21 protein-coding genes are annotated in these 17898 nt (G+C 26.3%); 18 read left to right on the forward strand and 3 right to left on the reverse strand.

Annotated features, from left to right (window positions below):
- The first annotated feature begins 17 nt into the window (after window positions 1–17).
- Genes FDK22_RS04720 through FDK22_RS04765 form a run of 10 tightly spaced genes read left to right on the forward strand, consistent with a single transcriptional unit; the run spans window position 18 to window position 9567 of the window.
- Window positions 18–1100, forward strand: a complete 1083-nt coding sequence (locus FDK22_RS04720; protein WP_138151763.1) for an ABC transporter permease — start codon at window positions 18–20, stop codon at window positions 1098–1100.
- Window positions 1097–1723 carry an ABC transporter ATP-binding protein gene (locus FDK22_RS04725; RefSeq protein ID WP_228711632.1) on the forward strand — a complete coding sequence of 209 codons (627 nt, stop codon included), beginning with the start codon at window positions 1097–1099 and terminating at the stop codon, window positions 1721–1723. Before FDK22_RS04720 ends, FDK22_RS04725 begins: the two co-directional genes overlap by 4 nt.
- Window positions 1707–3290, forward strand: coding sequence for a hypothetical protein (locus FDK22_RS04730; RefSeq protein ID WP_138151764.1), 1584 nt, complete (start codon window positions 1707–1709; stop codon window positions 3288–3290). Before FDK22_RS04725 ends, FDK22_RS04730 begins: the two co-directional genes overlap by 17 nt.
- Window positions 3278–4252: a hypothetical protein gene (locus tag FDK22_RS04735; RefSeq protein ID WP_138151765.1), complete on the forward strand. Its 975-nt coding sequence runs from the start codon at window positions 3278–3280 to the stop codon at window positions 4250–4252. Before FDK22_RS04730 ends, FDK22_RS04735 begins: the two co-directional genes overlap by 13 nt.
- The gene (locus tag FDK22_RS04740; RefSeq protein WP_138151766.1) at window positions 4240–4764 is read left to right on the forward strand and encodes a YceI family protein; all 525 of its coding nucleotides are present in this window, start codon (window positions 4240–4242) and stop codon (window positions 4762–4764) included. Before FDK22_RS04735 ends, FDK22_RS04740 begins: the two co-directional genes overlap by 13 nt.
- Entirely contained in the window at window positions 4765–5217 is a 453-nt protein-coding gene (locus tag FDK22_RS04745) for a hypothetical protein (protein WP_138151767.1), read from the forward strand. It abuts the gene before it with no gap.
- A complete protein-coding gene (locus FDK22_RS04750; protein ID WP_138151768.1) occupies window positions 5214–5948 on the forward strand; it encodes a metallophosphoesterase in 735 nt (244 codons plus the stop codon). The genes FDK22_RS04745 and FDK22_RS04750 overlap by 4 nt, the downstream gene beginning before the upstream one ends.
- The gene (locus FDK22_RS04755) at window positions 5929–6600 is read left to right on the forward strand and encodes a response regulator transcription factor (protein WP_138151769.1); all 672 of its coding nucleotides are present in this window, start codon (window positions 5929–5931) and stop codon (window positions 6598–6600) included. Before FDK22_RS04750 ends, FDK22_RS04755 begins: the two co-directional genes overlap by 20 nt.
- Window positions 6593–7963 (forward strand): sensor histidine kinase, encoded by a 1371-nt coding sequence (locus FDK22_RS04760; RefSeq protein ID WP_228711652.1) that lies wholly within the window; start codon window positions 6593–6595, stop codon window positions 7961–7963. The genes FDK22_RS04755 and FDK22_RS04760 overlap by 8 nt, the downstream gene beginning before the upstream one ends.
- 11 nt (window positions 7964–7974) lie before the next feature.
- Window positions 7975–9567: an HD-GYP domain-containing protein gene (locus FDK22_RS04765; RefSeq protein WP_138151771.1), complete on the forward strand. Its 1593-nt coding sequence runs from the start codon at window positions 7975–7977 to the stop codon at window positions 9565–9567.
- Here the strand turns inward: FDK22_RS04765 and FDK22_RS04770 are convergent.
- Window positions 9560–10516, reverse strand: a complete 957-nt coding sequence (locus FDK22_RS04770; protein ID WP_138151772.1) for a multidrug resistance efflux transporter family protein — start codon at window positions 10514–10516, stop codon at window positions 9560–9562. The genes FDK22_RS04765 and FDK22_RS04770 overlap by 8 nt on opposite strands.
- Before the next feature lie 138 nt (window positions 10517–10654).
- Between FDK22_RS04770 and FDK22_RS04775 the strand changes: the two genes are divergently transcribed.
- The 8 genes from FDK22_RS04775 (at window position 10655) to FDK22_RS04810 (ending at window position 15626) form a co-directional block, all read left to right on the forward strand.
- Complete coding sequence (locus tag FDK22_RS04775) at window positions 10655–11056, forward strand: DUF1924 domain-containing protein (RefSeq protein WP_138151773.1); 402 nt, start codon at window positions 10655–10657, stop codon at window positions 11054–11056.
- A 9-nt stretch (window positions 11057–11065) separates the two neighbouring features.
- Window positions 11066–11557, forward strand: a complete 492-nt coding sequence (locus FDK22_RS04780; protein ID WP_138151774.1) for a diheme cytochrome c — start codon at window positions 11066–11068, stop codon at window positions 11555–11557.
- A 17-nt stretch (window positions 11558–11574) separates the two neighbouring features.
- Window positions 11575–12348 (forward strand): cytochrome b/b6 domain-containing protein, encoded by a 774-nt coding sequence (locus FDK22_RS04785; RefSeq protein ID WP_138151775.1) that lies wholly within the window; start codon window positions 11575–11577, stop codon window positions 12346–12348.
- Window positions 12349–12367: 19 nt separating this feature from the next.
- Window positions 12368–12691 carry a diheme cytochrome c gene (locus tag FDK22_RS04790; protein WP_240534035.1) on the forward strand — a complete coding sequence of 108 codons (324 nt, stop codon included), beginning with the start codon at window positions 12368–12370 and terminating at the stop codon, window positions 12689–12691.
- The gene (locus tag FDK22_RS04795; protein ID WP_138151777.1) at window positions 12657–13082 is read left to right on the forward strand and encodes a hypothetical protein; all 426 of its coding nucleotides are present in this window, start codon (window positions 12657–12659) and stop codon (window positions 13080–13082) included. Before FDK22_RS04790 ends, FDK22_RS04795 begins: the two co-directional genes overlap by 35 nt.
- Window positions 13075–13740 carry a response regulator transcription factor gene (locus tag FDK22_RS04800; protein ID WP_138151778.1) on the forward strand — a complete coding sequence of 222 codons (666 nt, stop codon included), beginning with the start codon at window positions 13075–13077 and terminating at the stop codon, window positions 13738–13740. The genes FDK22_RS04795 and FDK22_RS04800 overlap by 8 nt, the downstream gene beginning before the upstream one ends.
- An 11-nt stretch (window positions 13741–13751) precedes the next feature.
- A complete protein-coding gene (locus FDK22_RS04805) occupies window positions 13752–14954 on the forward strand; it encodes an ArsS family sensor histidine kinase (protein WP_138151779.1) in 1203 nt (400 codons plus the stop codon).
- A gap of 63 nt (window positions 14955–15017) precedes the next feature.
- Window positions 15018–15626, forward strand: coding sequence for a trimeric intracellular cation channel family protein (locus FDK22_RS04810; RefSeq protein WP_138151780.1), 609 nt, complete (start codon window positions 15018–15020; stop codon window positions 15624–15626).
- A 17-nt stretch (window positions 15627–15643) separates the two neighbouring features.
- On the opposite strand, the gene lpdA is transcribed toward FDK22_RS04810, so the two are convergent.
- Both lpdA and lipA read right to left on the reverse strand, forming a co-directional pair.
- Entirely contained in the window at window positions 15644–17008 is a 1365-nt protein-coding gene (lpdA, locus tag FDK22_RS04815; protein ID WP_138151781.1) for a dihydrolipoyl dehydrogenase, read from the reverse strand.
- Window position 17009: 1 nt separating this feature from the next.
- Window positions 17010–17888 (reverse strand): lipoyl synthase, encoded by an 879-nt coding sequence (gene lipA / locus FDK22_RS04820; protein ID WP_228711633.1) that lies wholly within the window; start codon window positions 17886–17888, stop codon window positions 17010–17012.
- Between the last annotated feature and the right edge of the window lie 10 nt (window positions 17889–17898).

Consider the following 17898-nt stretch of genomic DNA (forward strand, 5'->3'; position numbering starts at 1 on the left):
AATAAAAAGGAATTTTTTTGATAACCATTGCTTTAAAGGCATTAAATGCAAATAAATTAAAAACTATTTTAATATTTGCAAGTTTATTATTCTCAATAACTTCTATTTTCTTGATTAGTTCCATTTCAAATGGAGTTATCTCTATGTACTCTAATTTATTGAAAAATGATGGAGATATTATAGTAACTCAAGCAAAAATCTCTGATACATTTTTTTCAAATGTAGATATTAAACTACTAGAAAAAATAAATAAATTTGATACAACAACAAAAAGTTCAGCAATTATTGTTGGAGCATCTCCCGTTGAAGAACTTCCAATAGTTGCTATTTATGGCGTTACTTCAAATAGATTTTCTAATTATAAAATCGCCCAAGGTAATTATCCAAAAACAGAAGAAGCTTTAATTGGAAACTCAATTTATCAATCACTAGAAAATAAAAATACAATTCAAATTGCCAATAAAAAATTCAAAATATCAGGGGTGTTTAAAAGTGATATTGGTTTTGAAAATGGTGGTGTGGTAATAAATATAAATGATGCAAGTGAAATTTTTAATAAAAGTGCATCAATGATTTTAGTAAATACCAACTACAACACAAACATCAAAAAAGTTATTTCAGATATACAAAAATTAAGTGACAAAATAGAAGTTAAATCAACACAAAATTTTGTAGATAGTTATAATCAGTTTAAAATAATTCAAACCTCATCAAATTTAATTGGGTTTATCTCATTTTTTCTAGGTTTACTTGGGATTGTTAGTATTATGAGTATTACTATAAATCAAAGAAAAAGTGAGTTCGGCATTAAAAGAGCCATTGGGATATCTACTCAATCAATTGTGTTTCAAATAGTTTTAGAAAGTTCAATACTTGGTGTATTAAGTTTTATTTTTTCTTTTTTCATATCAAATTTAATTTTAATTTTAATCAAAAACTCTGAGCTTTTTCATGGCTATGTAAATGGTGAGATATCTATAAAACTTGCATTTTATCTATTTATTTGCTCAATTACTATGTCTATTTTAGGAGCAATTATACCTGCTTTAAATGCTTCAAAAACTGACCCTATAATTTTGATGCAAGGGGATAAGATATGATATTAAAAGCTTCAAATATAAGCCATAACTATAATGGAGATATTGCGTTACAAAATATAAACCTAGAAATAAAAAAAGGTGAATTTATTTGCTTAATAGGGGAAAGTGGTAGTGGTAAAACAACACTTCTTTCAATCTTATCAACACTTTTAAAACCAAAAGAAGGAACTCTTTTTTATGAAGAGGAACAATACTCAAATATAAAAAATATAAATAAGTTTAGAAAAGAAAATATTGGTTTTGTTTTTCAATTTCATCATCTAATTAATTATCTTACCCTCCTTGAAAATGTTCAACTAGCAAACGATTTAGCCAATACAAAAAAAATCGATGAAATATTTACTTTACTGGATATTCAAAAAATTAAATCTAAATATCCAACACAAGTTTCAGGTGGACAAAGACAAAGGGCAGCTATTGCTAGGGCATTAATAAATGAGCCAAAAATCATTTTTGCTGATGAACCTACTGGAAATCTTGATTCTAAGAATGCACAAAAAGTATTTAAACTTTTTAAAAATTTATCAAAAAAAGAAACAACAATAATTGTTGCAACACACAATAAAGATTTAGCAAAAATGGCAGATAAAATTTATGAGGTAAAAGATGGACAAATCAAATAGTTTTAATAATTTAATAAATAAACACTTTAAAGTATCTCTAGTATTTTTATTTTTAGGTTTAACATTTGGAATAATATACTCAATGAATCTATTAGGTTTTTATGTTGATTCACAAACTTTAAATCCTGCAAATATAAGGTCTCTTCATATTAGTTTAATGCTATATGGTTTTATTCCATTAATGTTATCTTATCTTCCTTTTTTATTAATCAATAAAGATAAGGTATTTAGTGAAGAGGGATTATTCTATCTTAATTTATATACTATATTTTGGTATATATTTTTAATTTTTATGATTAGTTCCTTATTATTTGGTAATCTTCGAGGTTTAGCATTTTATGACTTCCCATATGAATTAAATTTTATTTTAGCACTTGCAGGAATATTTTATATACTCTCTTTATATAAATACATAAAAGCATATGAATTAATCCCCTTATGGATAAAAGTGTGCTTATGGATTACAATTATTGCACCCATTGCCCTTTTAATTTTAATGAATCCAATTATTGGACAAGTTGAAAGTACAATCTCTGGACCCCATGGAGACAATACTTTGGGGATGAGTTTATCTTTAATACCAATTTATTATTTAATTTTTAAACTATTAAACAAAAAAAGTTTTACTGCTAAATGGAATATTTTTTGGATAATACCAACTATTTTTTATTTTGCTTCTGTTCTATATAGAAGTTTTATTGGTCACTTAACATATGAACAAGAATGGTTTTTACAGTGGCTTACATTATTTTATGTCCCTCTTCTTTATAAGTGGTACAAAGATTCAGAGATTGAATTCTTTGCAAAAAAAGCATTATTAATCTCAATATTAGCTTTTTTATTTGTTGATATTGAAGGGAATATTTTATTTATCCCTGAACTTAGATGGTTATTTCACAGAAATGATCTAATAGTTGCCCATGCCCATGTTGCAATGGGTATTGGAGTTTTCTTTATGGTTATATCAATGTTCGTATCCCACATAAAAGAATTAAAAAAATCGAGTTTTTACAATATCTATTTAGTTGGACTATTAGGAATCTTTACTGTTTTAAGTATCTCTGGATTTATACAAGCAGGAGTTTTTAACACTATTTTAAATATAGATATTCAAAAACTATGGGCATTTAGAACAATATTTGGAATAATCACTTTTTTATCAGTTTTAACTTTTTTAAGTATTAATTTACAAACTACAAATATTCAGAAATATAATTTAATAGGTGTTTTTGCAGATGGATTGGGAGGAATATTTTTAATTTTATTTGCAAGTTTTACATATCCTCTTCTAGGTTTTAAATTTACTGGAGATTACGAATATATTGTTTTTGCCTTTGTAAGTATAACAGGAGTTATTCATTTTATGGCTATAAAATTTAAAGAGTATGAGATGATACTAACAAAACTTACTGTTTTAATAAGAGTATTTCTAAGCTCAATATTTTTTGCACTTTTTTACAAACAATTATTAGGTTTTGAGGCACTTATAGTTTCACTATTTGATATCTTGTTTGCTTCATTTTATCTTCTATTCTTCTATAAAAAGGATTTTCTATGTCAAAAATAGCCCTTGTATTTTTTATAGGTTTTGAACTATGCTATTATCTACTTATTGCTCAAACAGGAATTGTTGAATACTTTAATTCAAATATCTACTTAATTGCTCCACTTCCAATAGGAGGAGTTATTGGCTCTTTTTTAAGTTATAAAATTTCTGCAAAAAGTGAAACAAAAATAAAAGTATTTTTATTTATTCAACTATTACTAACTTTTTTCTATCCAAACTTTAATTTAATAGAACTATTTATTTTAGGTGTTAGTGTTGGTGCATTAGCTCCACTTGTTATAAATGAACTAAAAAAAGCCTCATATCTAGAAATAGGTTTAGCCCTTGTAATATCTTATTCAGTGGGGACTTTATTGTTTAATTATGACCCAGCAAAAAGAGAGTTTATTGCACTTTTATTTACTTTTATAGTTTTTATATCATCTTTTTTCCTTCCCAACGAGAAAGAAAAAACAAACAATAATTTAGTTTCCTCTTCATTACTAATTATGATTTTATGGATTTTTTTAGATTCTGCACTTTTTGAAACTCTTTCAAGAAATAGTGATATTTCAATTTGGAGAAATGGTTACACTTTTGAAATCATAGTATTTCATATTTTAGGTGTGCTTAGTGCTTTTAAAATAAATCTACAAAAATTTGAAAATGAGCTTTTCATAATTATATTATTTGCCCTTAGTTATCTGTTTTATTTTCTTGAAGAAAGCTTTTTATTATCTATTTTTTATCCATTTGTAATCTCATATTACAATGTAACAATTTTAAAAGCTTTAAGAAAAATTGAGCTTAAAAAACTCTCTATATATATGATTTTTATTGGTTGGATAGCTTCTGGTGCAGGTTTATTTACAGCCTTAGAAAATCTAACATTATTTGTACCAACAATTTTTTTAGTAGTTTTTATTCAATTCTTATACACTCAAAAAAATATTCAAACAAAGGAGAAAGAATGTATAAATTAGTATTGATTTTATTTGTAAGTTTATTAGTAAATGCAAATGAACTTTATTTAAAAAATGGTCAAATTAAGGCCCATACAGAAGTTTTTGGAGATAGTACCATTGATCCCCAAACAAAAAAAATTGATGTAAGGTTATCAAAAAAACAAGATATAGAATCAATAAAAGGTATTTTTGAAATTGAGACTTTATCCCTTGTTAGCGATAATAAAGATAGAGACCAACATATGTATGAAGTGTTAAACGTAAAATTATCTCCAAAAATTTCTTTTGAAATCTCTTCAATTAATAAAAATGAAGAGAAGTATGAAATAAAAGGACTTTTAAAAATGAATAATATATATAAACAGATAGATTCTTTAGCAAATATTACTCAAAACAATAATGATATATCTATCAATGGAGACTTTTCTATTAATTTAACTGACTTTTTACTTGAGCCACCAACAATGTTTTTTTTAACAGTAAGAGATCAAATAGATATAACATATAATTTTAATTTAAAGGAAAAATAGATGAAAAGATTACTTTTAAGTCTTTTAGTAATGGGTTTATCCCTTTTTGCTTCAGAGTTTAAAATAGGGGATAAAATAGAGACTTTTTCTATCTTAAATCAACATGATAAAAAAGTAACTATAGATGATTCAATAGAAAAAATCATTGTATCCTTTGAAAAAGATACAGGGGCAAATATCAATGAGTATCTTTCAAAAAAATATCCACTTTTTTTAAAAAATAATAAAGCCGTATTTATAGCAAATATCTCAGGTATGCCATCTATTATTACAAAACTTTTTGCCTTACCTAAAATGCGTAAATATGACCATGAGATTTTACTTATTTATGATGAAGATGACAAAAGGTTTATATCTAAAGAGGGAAAATCTACTTTATATACTTTAAAAGATGGAATTATAAAATCTATTGATTTTATTACAAAAGATGATTTAGACAACATTTTTAAATGAAAATCAAAGAAGTAAATTATGTAGATATTAAAACTTTTGATAAAAATCTAAATGGTTTTACTATATTACAAATATCAGACCTACATATAAACAAAAAAACCTCTAAAATGCAGATAAAAAAATTAGTGGATATGTGCAATAGTTTAGATTACAATATTTTAGTAATAACTGGAGATATAATTGATTGCAAAGTAAAATATATAAAAGATAAATTGTCTATTTTAAACTCTTTAAAGGGGAAAACTTACTTCATTAGTGGAAACCATGATTTAGTTTATGGATTAAAAGATTTAATTAAACAACTACAAAATATAACTTATTTAGATAATAGCTATGAAAAAATAGTATATAAAAATGAAACCATCTTACTTGCAGGTATTAGTGATAGATTTTCTAAATTTTTTGGACATATAAGAGAAGAAAAAAAACTTTTAAGTATTTTAGAAAAAAACAAAAAAAAGATTTTCCTTGCCCATCAACCAAAAGACTATAAACTTGCGCTAAAATCAAATTGTGATTTATTTTTATGTGGACATACCCATGGTGGTCAAATTTGGCCTTTCCATTATTTTGTCAAAATTTTTCAGCCATTTTTAAATGGTTTGCATTATATAAATGATTGTCCAATTTATGTAAATAAAGGGATTGGAACATGGGGTATAGATTATAGATATAAAGCAAATAGTGAGATTGCATTATTAAGGTTTACAAGTGAAAATACTTATAATTGAAGATGATGAGAAGATAGTAAATTTTTTAAAAAAAGGTTTACAAGAAGAATCATATAGTGTTGATTATTCATTAAATGGTGATGAGGGAATTTATCTAGCAAGTGTTAACACTTACGATTTAATTTTACTTGATATTATGATTCCTATTAAAGATGGAATTGAAGTTTGTAAAACCCTAAGGGAAGAGAAAATCAATACTCCAATTATTATGTTAACGGCAAAGGATAGTATTGAAGATAAGGTAAAGGGCTTAGATATTGGAGCAAATGACTATATCTCAAAACCTTTTTCTTTTAGTGAATTACTTGCAAGGATTAGAGTTCAATTAAGAAATAGTAATAATCTAGTTTCAACAACACTTCAAATAGCTGATTTAAAATTAGATTTATTAAAAAAAACAGTAACTAGAAATGAAGATAAAATTATTCTAACTGCAAAAGAGTTTTCATTATTAGAATTTTTAATAAGAAACCAAAATAAAGTTTTATCTGAAACAGTAATAAGTGAATCCCTAAGTAGTTTAGATGATGATAATATAAGCAATATTATAAATGTTTATATTTATAGACTAAGAAATAAAATCGACAAACCCTATGAAAAAAAACTTATAAAAACAATTAGAGGAATGGGATTTAAAATAAGTGATGAATAATTTATCTATCAAAAAAAAACTATTAATATATAATATTCTAATACAAATTATCATCCTTGGAGTCTTTTCTTTCTCTTTATATAAGACATTAGAAATTTCTAGTTTAGATAAAATCAAATCTACTCTTAAAATTGTTCTCTTAGATGTAGTTGATGATATTATTGACCATAAAGATGATTTGACCAAAGATATATTCCATGAAGAGATAGAATATAAATTTAAACCTTTATTTATTAGACTTCTTCAAGTAGATGAAAAAGTTACTAAAATAAATGGTACTAAATTTCCTGATATTTTTAAATATGATATAAATAAACTTCATAGTTTAAAAAAAGATATTATCTATTTTGAAAGAAATGATACATATGTTTTATCAAAAATGAAAATCACTTTAGATGAAAAAACTTATGTAGTAGAAGTAGCAACTGACTATAGAGTCCTAAATTCAACCTTTGAAAATCTTTTTTATATTTTAATCTTTATTGTTCCCATAATCTTAATATTTTCCATAATTGGAGGATACTTCCTAATCCATAAATCTTTTTTACCAATAGAAAATATTCTTGTTAGTCTTAAAGATATAAGTGCAAAAGATTTATCAAAAAGGCTTGAAATAAATAATAATAAAAAAGATGAAATTGATTTATTAAGACAAGAGATAAATAATCTTTTATCAAGATTAGATAATTCCTTTGAAAAAATTAGTCAATTTTCTTCAGATGCATCCCATGAATTAAAAACACCCCTAACAATTATAAGAGGTGAAATAGAAATAGCCTTAAGAAAAGATAGAGATAAAGATGATTACAAAAAAACATTGTCCACTTGTTTAGATGAAATATTATCAATTCAAGAGACTGTAAATGATTTACTTTTTTTAGCAAAAAATGAATTTTCAACTGAAAATATCGACACAGTAATATATTTAGATGAGATAGCTATTGATTCAAAAAAAGAGCTTGAGAATTTTGCTAAAACGAAAGATATTCAACTTATATTAGAAATTAATGAGCCACATGAGATAAAAGGAGAAGCCAAGCTTTTAAAAATTGCACTAAAAAATATAATTAAAAATGCTATCATTTTTAGTCATGATAAATCTAAAGTCTTAATCAAAAATTATATATTAAATGATAAAATAATAATCGAAGTTGAAGATTTTGGAATAGGAATAGATAAAAATAATTTAAAAATGATATTTGAGAAGTTTTATCGTGTAGATAAAAGTAGAAATAAACATAGTGGTGGAACTGGATTAGGATTATCTATTAGTGAAAAAATTATCTCTTTACATAATGGTAAAATTGAAGTAGAGAGTACTGAAAACAAAGGAACAAAATTTAAACTTCTCTTTCATAGATAAAGGGGTTTTAAATGCATATTAAAAATAAAGTAAAGTATAGTTTTTTATTAATTACAATCCTTATATTAATGATTTTTATAGCAAACAGCATAATTTTATACCAAATAAATGAAAATGAAGAATCTAAAAAAAATATCACAAAACTAATTTTACTGCAAGAAAATATGACCTCATTGACAAAAGATATTATAATATCTCAAAATGAGGCTAGATTAAAACAAATCGAGACAAGATTTATTAATTATGAAAAAGAGTTTGAAACTTTACATTATATGCTAATCAATGATACACAAAAAGATTTTATTGATTATGTTTTAAAGGATATGCATCAAGAAAAAAGTGTTCTTAATCAGTTAAATATTTTAGCAACAAATGAAAAACAAATTGAAACATCCTTTGAAACCCTCTTTCAATTACAAAGAGAAAAAATAAAATTAAATAATGAATTTATAGAAACATACCCTTTAGAAAATCGTTTACGAAATAAACTAGAAGATTTTATATTAGAGAAAAAAGATTTTAATCTACTTAAAAACTTTTCTGATATCAAGTATTATAGTAAAGAGGTACTTTTTCAAAAAAAATCTACTCAATATCTAAATAAATGGCTTGATAAAGTAGATAGTTTAGGTGTTTTTCTAAAAAATAAAGATTTAGAATCTTACAAAATAGTAATTAAACAATTAGGTGAAAATGCTATTAATTCTAAAAAACTACAATTAAAACAACAATCAGTTCAAGATAAAATATATAATTCATTAAAACAAAACAAAAATATAAATGAAAAAATTCAAAATGATATTGACCTCTTATCAAAAGAATTTTTGACAACCATTAGGTCATTTATAACTTTTATTTTATTTTTTACCTTAGCTTTTATAATCTATTTATCTATCAAAGTTAATAAAAATGTCGCATTAACCGTTGATGAAATTGAAGAAAAAGTACAAAATGGATTAAAGAAAATAAAAAAACTTAACAATGAAATAGAAGATACACAAAAAGAAGTTATTTTCACAATGGGTGCAATAGGTGAAAGTAGATCAAAGGAAACAGGAAATCATGTTAAAAGAGTTGCTGAATACTCAAAACTTTTTGCCTTATATTATGGATTAGATAAAAAAGAAGCTGAGATGCTAAAAATGGCTAGCCCAATGCATGATATAGGAAAAGTTGCTATTCCCGATGCCATTTTAAATAAACCTGGAAGATTTGATGACAATGAAAGAGAGATAATGAACACCCATGCACAATTAGGTTATGAGATGTTAAAACACTCAAAAAGACCTCTTTTGAAAATGGCCGCAACAATCTCAAAAGAGCACCATGAAAAATGGGATGGTTCAGGTTATCCAAATGGTTTAAAAGAAGAAGAGATAAATATTTATGGACGAATAACTGCCATTGCAGATGTATTTGACGCTTTAGGAAGCGATAGATGCTATAAAAAAGCTTGGGATGATGAAAGGATTTTTAAACTATTCAAAGAAGAAAAAGGTAAACACTTTGACCCAAAACTTGTTGATATCTTCTTTGAAAATTTAGATGAATTTTTAGCAATAAGGGAAAAATTCAAAGACACTATTACAACTACATCTATTTAGATTTAGTTAAAAATAAAAGCCCACTAATAGTTATAATTAATCCAAGCCAACCTATTGTATTTGGGAAACTACCATCTAAAAATAAAACTTCTCCAAATAAAGCAAAAAATACCGAACCACATTGTGTGGCATCCACAAGCATAAGTTTTGTTGTTGTATTTGCATGATTCCTTGCATATAAAAAAAGTGTTGTAGCAACAACTCCTGAAAGTATAGAAACTAAAGCTACACTAATAAACTGTCCTGAACTTGGGGGCGTTGGATTTATAAAAAAATATAAAATCAACCAAAAAGGTGAACTTCCTAAAATAAGTAAAAAAACCTTTGCAAAACTATTATTTAATACATGAATATTCACACCTTCTTGTTCTTTTTTTATTTTTCTCTCCCAAACCAATTGATTACCAGTGGGGTAAGAAAAAGCTGCTATTAAAATTGGGATTGAACCTAAAAGAAGTTTATCTAGATTTGATAAATCAAAATGACTAAGATTTACTAGTGTTACTCCAATAAAAACAACAAGTGTAAAAAACCATATCTTTTTTGATAACTTTTTACCAAAAAAAGTAAGTACAAAAAGTGAGGCTAAAATAGTCATTTGCCAAGTTGTTGCAACTACCCAAGCAGGGGAAAAATCTGCAGCATAACAAATAAGTGAATAAAAGAATCCAAAACCTATAGTCCCAGCTATACTCCAAAATAAAATATTCTCAAAATACTCTTTTAAAATTGCTTTATAAAATCTAAATCCTTTTAAAAAGATAAATCCCACACTTAAAAATAAAAGGGTATAGAAATATCTTAATGAAGCAGACCAATACCAATGTCCACCATCAAGGGAAATACTTCTATTGATTAAAAATGTTGCTGAAAAAAAAGAAGCTGCTAAAAGTCCTACAAAAAGCAAATAGATTGGTTCATTTTGATATTTGATAAGTTTACTATTCATAATATATTCCTAAAAAAGAAAAGATTATACAACAAAATTTTTTGGTTTTAGTTTTTTAATTGTAAAGAAAATGTCAAGAAAGTTTAGCCCGTAACTTGAAACTATTGATTTATACTTTTAAAATGAAAAGGAGAAAAAATGAAATATTTATATATAGGATTATTTGTAATTAGTTTTGCAAATGCGAGTGTAGTTGATGACTATTTAAATAGTTTAAAAAAAGAGGTGCAAAGTCAAAACCCTACTTTTGAAGGTTTTGATTATAAAAGAGGTGAAGAGATTTTCACATCTAAACATATTGGTAAAAAAGGAAAAGAGATATCTTGCGTATCATGTCATACAGCAAATCTAAACCAAACAGGTGAAAACTTTTTTACAGGGAAAAAGATAGAACCACTATCACCAAAAGCAAATCCAAAAAGATTTACAAAAGTTAAAACTATTGAAAAATGGTTAAGAAGAAACTTCAATGATGTTTATAAAAGAGAAGGAACAGCAAAAGAAAAAGGTGATGTAATAACTTACATCATAAATAAGTAAGGAGATAAAATGAAATATTTACTACTACTAACAATAGGAATTACATCACTTATGGCAAATGATATGAATACAAAAGAGACTCTTTTTAAAAATGAGTGTTCAAGCTGTCATATGGCGTATCAAGCACAGTTTTTACCAAAAAGATCTTGGATAAAAATGATGAATAATCTATCAGAGCACTTTAATACAGATGCTTCACTAAACGAAGAAGATACACAGATGATAAAAGAGTATTTAGTTGCTAACTCTAGTGATTCTACTAAAAAATTATATGGAGAAATTGCAGAATTTGCACAATCAATTCCAAAATCAAAAACTTTTTTAGCAATCACTGATATTCCAAAATTTAAAAGAGAACACAGAGAAGTTCCAAAAAGATTTATAACTCAAAAAGAGGTAAAAAGTTTAAGCAACTGTACTGCTTGTCACACAGATGCAAAAAAAGGTTGGTATGATGAAGATAATATTAATATACCAAACTATGGAAGATGGGACGATTAATTAAAAAGGATAAGGTAATGCAAAAATCATATATATGGAGTTTACCCACTAGAGTTTTTCACGCGTTATTTGCTGTATTTATTTTATTGGCTTTTTTAACTGATGATGACAATTTATTACAATACCATGCAATAATTGGTTACTCTATTTTTATTTTGCTTTTATTTAGAATAGGATGGGGATTATTTGGTCCTAAACATTCAAGGTTTAAAGACTTTCCACTTAGTATAAAAAAAGCAAAAGAATTTTTAGGTGAAATGTTAACAGACAAGTCTAAATATGTAGGTCATAATCCTATGGCTTCATTTGTAATGATTGCTATTTTAGTAACAGTTTTTTTAACTATTGTTACTGGTGTTTTAGCCTTTGGTATCCAAGAGGGAAGAGGAATAGCTTCAGGTTTAAATAGCTCATTTTTTAGAGAAATGGAACTATTTGAAGAGATTCATGAATTTTTTACAGGTGTTTTAATTGCTTTAATTGTAGCTCATTTAGGTGGTGTCTTAGTTGATAAAGTTTTACATGGGAAAAATAAAACCTTAAACTCAATTGCAAATGGATATAAAATGACTGATGAAAAAGAGGATATCACAGTTAATTTTTATCAAAAAACATTTGCATTTATTATGGCAGTTTTATTTATAGGTTTTTTACTATTTAATTTAAATACTCCAAAAAATGTTTTAACAGCCTCAGTTTTTAAACCCGTTAACTATAAACAAGAAAACTCTTTGTTTGTAGCCGAGTGTGCATCATGCCACACTCTGTATCCCTCCCCATCTTTTACCTAAAAAATCTTGGGTAAAACTAATGGGTGATTTAGAAAATCACTTTGGAGATGATGCTTCTTTAGATGAAAATGATACAAAAGTTATATTAGATTTTCTTGTAAAAAATAGTGCAGAAAACTCAACTATGCAAGGAAGTTTAAACTTTTTGAAATCAATAGAAGATAAAGATATAATAGCAATGTCACAAACACAATTTTGGAAAAAAACCCATAGAGATATTCCAAAAGATTTGTTTAATCATAATGATATAAAGAGTAAGGCTAATTGTAAGGCTTGTCATACGGATATTGAGAAAGGATTAATAGAAAATGAAAATATTAAAGATATTTCTAGTTTTAATTAGTCTGTTTGTATTTTTAAATGCAGATGATGATTATAAGGATTTTGAAGAATACAAACATAAATATTATAAAAATCAAAAATACAATCTGTATAAAAATTTTGATTTTTTGAATTTAAATTCCCAACAATATACCCTTTTGAAAGATATTTTAATCGATTACAATGAGGATTATAAAGAACTTCAAAAATATAAACACCATGTAAAAGAAAAAATTGAAGATCTTTTAAAAGAAAATGATTTTAATAAAAAAGAATTTATAGCCTTACTAAAAGATTTAAAATATAAGCATCTTGAGATTGAAGCATATAAAATAGAAAGAATTCATAATATTTTGGACAAAAAACAAAGAAAAAGACTTGCTCATTATATTGAGGAGTGGGAACTTGACTAACAATATATTATTAATTGAAGATGATACAACTATGAATGAACTCATAGTTGATTATCTAAAAGATTTTGGTTTAAATTGTATTGCTTTTGTAAATCCAATTGATGCACTAGAAGAATTAAAAAGAAATACCAATTACGATATTGTAGTATTAGATTTAATGCTCCCTGATTTAAATGGGTTTGATGTATTTAGAAAAATTAAATCTATCATTGATATCCCAATTATAATCTCTTCTGCTAGAGGTGATATTGGTAATAAAATCCATGGCTATGAACTAGGAGCTGATGATTTTTTAGCTAAACCTTATGAGCCAAGGGAGCTTGTTTTAAGAATCAACTATATATTAAAAAAATCAACTCAAGAGACTTTTACAATTGGTGACTTTGAAATAAATACAAAATCAAGGGAAGTTTTAGTGGATAATTATCCAATTGATTTTACTAAAGTTGAGTTTGAAATTTTTATGTTTTTAGTTAATAATTCAAATAGAATAGCTTCAAGGGAAGATATTATAGAAAATACATCTTTAGAACCTAATACAAAAAATCGAACTGTTGATATGCATATTTCAAATATAAGATATAAAATAGGTGATGATTCAAAGGAACCAAAATATATTAAATCAGTTTGGGGTGTTGGGTATAAATTAATCTCTTAGAAAAGGTTTTCATGTCTATATTTAAAAAAATTCTAATTTTATTTTCATTTAGTTTTATTCTTATGAGTATTATTGGTTTTTGGATGGACACTATTAACTCAAATAGAATTGATAGTTTAATAAAAGAAAAATATGCAAAAATCTCTTACGAAATTTTGGATAATTTTAATGATATTAACAAAATAAATGAATTAGAATTAAAATATGGTCTAAAAAGAATTAACAATTTTGAAAGTTTAGAAAATGAAGTTTTATATGAAGAAAATTTGACCTTCGGCTTTGTTAAGATTTTCCAAAAGTTTTTTCAAGATGAGTTTATACTTCAGATAAAATATTTAAATGATGAATATATTTTTCAAACTAAAGATGAAGGAAGTATCAACGACAAACTTATATTAAATATCCTCATAGTTCTTGATATTTTAGCCTTAATTATTATCTTTTTATTTATACTTAAGATTTTTTCACCTTTAAAGCAAATCTCTAAACAAATTACTCAATTTGCAAATGGTGATTTTTCCACGAGAGTTGACATAAAATCAAATGATGAGATTGGAAAACTTGCAGATACATTTAACAATATGGCATCTAAATTGGAGAACCTTATAAATACAAGGGAAGAATTATTAAGAGATATTGGACATGAACTAAGAACACCAATAGCAAGAGGAAAATTTGCAATTGAAAAAATTGATGATTTTTCACAAAAAGAATTAATGAAGAAAATATTCAGTGACCTTGAAATATTAACAAATGAATTAATAGAGTTAGAAAGATTAAACTCTTCAAAGCTAAATTTTGAAAAATTTACCAATAAAAAACTTATAATAGAATCCCTACAAAAAATACATTTTGATAATGAAGAAAAAATAAAATTAGATATAAAAGATGATTTTGAAATTGAAGGTGATTTTTACTACTTATGTATTGCTTTAAAGAACTTAATTGATAATGCTTTAAAATATAGTATAAAATTTCCAATAAAAATCTCATCATCAAAAAATAATATTCAAGTTATTAGTTTCGGGGAAGAATTATCCCGTGACATTGAATACTACCTTCAAGCATTTACCCAAGAGCTTCCCCAAAGAAATGGATTTGGACTAGGTCTTAGCATTGTAAAAAAAATCATAGACAAACATGGTTTTGAAATCTCATATCATCATAATAAAGAAAATAATAGTAATAACTTTATTCTAAATGTAAACTCATAGTTATTCTCACAAGTTTTATAAATAGAAAATAAGATATAATCTCGAAAAAACTTAAGGGATAAGATGACTGCACTTGAAATTGCTGATATTGTTGGGATCATATCTTTTGCAATTAGTGGTTTTTTAATTGCTGTACATATGAAACTAGATATTTTAGGTATTTTTATATCTGCTTTTTTAACTGCCTTTGGTGGTGGAATGATTAGGGATGTTATTGCAAATAAAACACCATATATTTTTACAAATAATCTTCCTATTTTATTAGTTCTTGGAACTCTTGTTTTAGCAGTAATATTCAAACTTCATAAAATACCAGATTTAGAGGGAAAAACTGCTTTTGTTATTACAGATACCATTGGATTAGCTTCTTTTGCTATTTCAGGTGCATTAATAGCTATGAAAGCGGATTTTAATTTTATAGGTATTGTTTTACTTTCACTTTTAACAGCAATTGGTGGTGGTACTTTAAGAGATGTGGTTATAAATAGAATTCCTGCAGTTTTAATAAGTGACTTCTATGGTGCAATAGCTATTATCATCTCATTTGTAATAATTGCAACAGATTACTTTTATGAGATAAACAAAGTTACACTTTTAGCAATATTTATTTTTGGTATTGTGTTAAGACTTGTGGCTTATTATAGAAAGTGGCATCTACCTACTTTATCGTAGATAGATGTTGATTTAAATTAGTGAGTTACTGCCTCTAAAATAGACTCACTAAGTGTTGGATGGGCAAATATCATTTTTGATAAATCATCCATTGTAAGATTTGAATTTATAGCTACTAAAAACTCATGTATTAATTCAGTTGCATCATTTCCAATTATACTTGCTCCTAATATTTTGTTATTTTCAGTATTATAAAGGATTTTTATAAATCCACTATCATCACCTTTTATTTTTGCCTTTGCATTTGGTTTGAAAAATACTTTTTTAGCTTTAAAAGGTACGCCCTCTTCTTTTAATTTAGCTTCACTAACTCCAATACTTGCAACCTGAGGTGAACAAAATGTAACCGATGGGAAAATAGCTTTTTGCGTAAATACTTCTTGTCCTAAAATTTGTTGGGCAACTCTTTTTGCTTCATGAAAAGCAACATGAGCTAAAGCTGGAGTTTTAATCACATCCCCAATAGCATAGATTTTATCATTTGAAATTGATTTTAAATTTTCATCTACTTCTACAAAATCCCTATCACTTTTTATATTTGCTACTTCTAGATTTAGAGCTTTAGAATTTGGAACCCTACCTATTGATACTAAGATTTTCTCAAAAGTTAAGACCTCTTGTTTTTTTCCTGTATCAAGTATTACTTCAACACCATTTTCTTTTACTTCAAATGAAGTGATGTTTGCCTTAACATCAACTTTTATTCCATCTCTTTCAAACTCTCTTTTAATAGTTCTACCTAAATCATCATCTTCAGCAGGTAATAGTTTTGGTGTAAACTCAGCTATGTGAGTTTTTGTTCCAAGAGAATTAAAAAATGTAGCAAATTCACACCCAATAGCTCCACCACCAACAATTAAAATAGACTCTGGAAGTGAATCTAGTTCAAAAACTTCTTTACTTGAGATAATATTTTTACCATCAAGTTTTAAAAGTGGATGTTCCCTATGTGATGAGCCAGATGCTATTACAAAGTTTGTGGCTGTCAGTTCTTCGGAATTTTTATTATTAGAAACTTTAATCGTGTTTTCATCTATAAAAGATGCTGTTCCATATTTGATTTCAACTTTACCTTTTTTTAGCATATTAAAAACACCAGTTTTTGTATCGCAAATTAGTCTACAAGTATTTGCTTTTAGTTTACTCATATCAAAACCATTTATAGAGATATCAACTCCACAAGATTCAAAATACTTTGCTTTTTTTACAAAAATAGCTGACTCTAAAAAGTTTTTAGCTGGAATACATCCCCAGTTTAAACAAGTACCTCCAACATGTTTTTCATCTTTTTCTATCACACAAACAGATTTTCCACCACTTCCTAATAAAGAAGCTACTTCATATCCTGCTGGCCCTGCTCCAATAACTATTACATCATACATACTATTCTCCTACGTATTCATGTGCTAAATAAGAACTTCTAGTATAAGGACTTGAATGAACATATTCAAAACCAAGCTCTAAAGCAATATCTTTATATCTATTAAACTGCGATGGTTTTACATACTCTTTAACTTTTGTAAACTCATTTGATGGAGCTAAATATTGACCAATACTTAGATAATCACACCCAACATCTCTTAAATCTTTCATTACTTGAACAACCTCTTCTTCTGTTTCCCCAAGACCAACCATAATAGCTGATTTTGTTTTGGCATTTTTAGGAGCTAAAGTTTTTAATTTTCTTAATACTTGAAGACTTCTTTTATAGTTTGCTGCTTTTCTGATTTTATACAAACTTGGTACTGTTTCCATATTATGACCTAAAACAACTGCTCCAGATTGGGCAGCTATTTTAAGTGAGTTCATATCACCTTGAAAATCAGGGATTAAAAGTTCAACTTTTGTATCTGGTAATTCTTTTAAAATATTTTGAGTTACTTCGTAAAACTGCTGTGCCCCACCATCTTTTAAATCATCCCTTGCTGGACTTGTAATAACCACATATTTTAATCCCAAAGCTTTAACAGAAGTAGTTACTTGCTCTATTTCATCTTTGTTTACACTTCCTGGTTTTCCAGTTTCAACATTACAATAAGAGCACCTTCTAGTACAAATTCTTCCAAGGATTAGAAAGGTTGCATTTTTCTTAGAGAAACACTCACTTATATTTGGACATTTTGCTTCTTGGCAAATAGTATGGATACCAACATCATTTAGAAGTTGGTCCATCTCTTTTTGTGCTCCAAAATTAAGCTTTTTTCTAAGCCACTCTGGTTTTCTTCCATTGTCACTATTTTTTATGTGTTCTCTCATCGTCATAATAAATCCT

Origin of the sequence: Arcobacter arenosus, assembly GCF_005771535.1 — a bacterium.
In the GTDB taxonomy this organism is placed as follows: Bacteria; Campylobacterota; Campylobacteria; order Campylobacterales; family Arcobacteraceae; genus Halarcobacter; species Halarcobacter arenosus.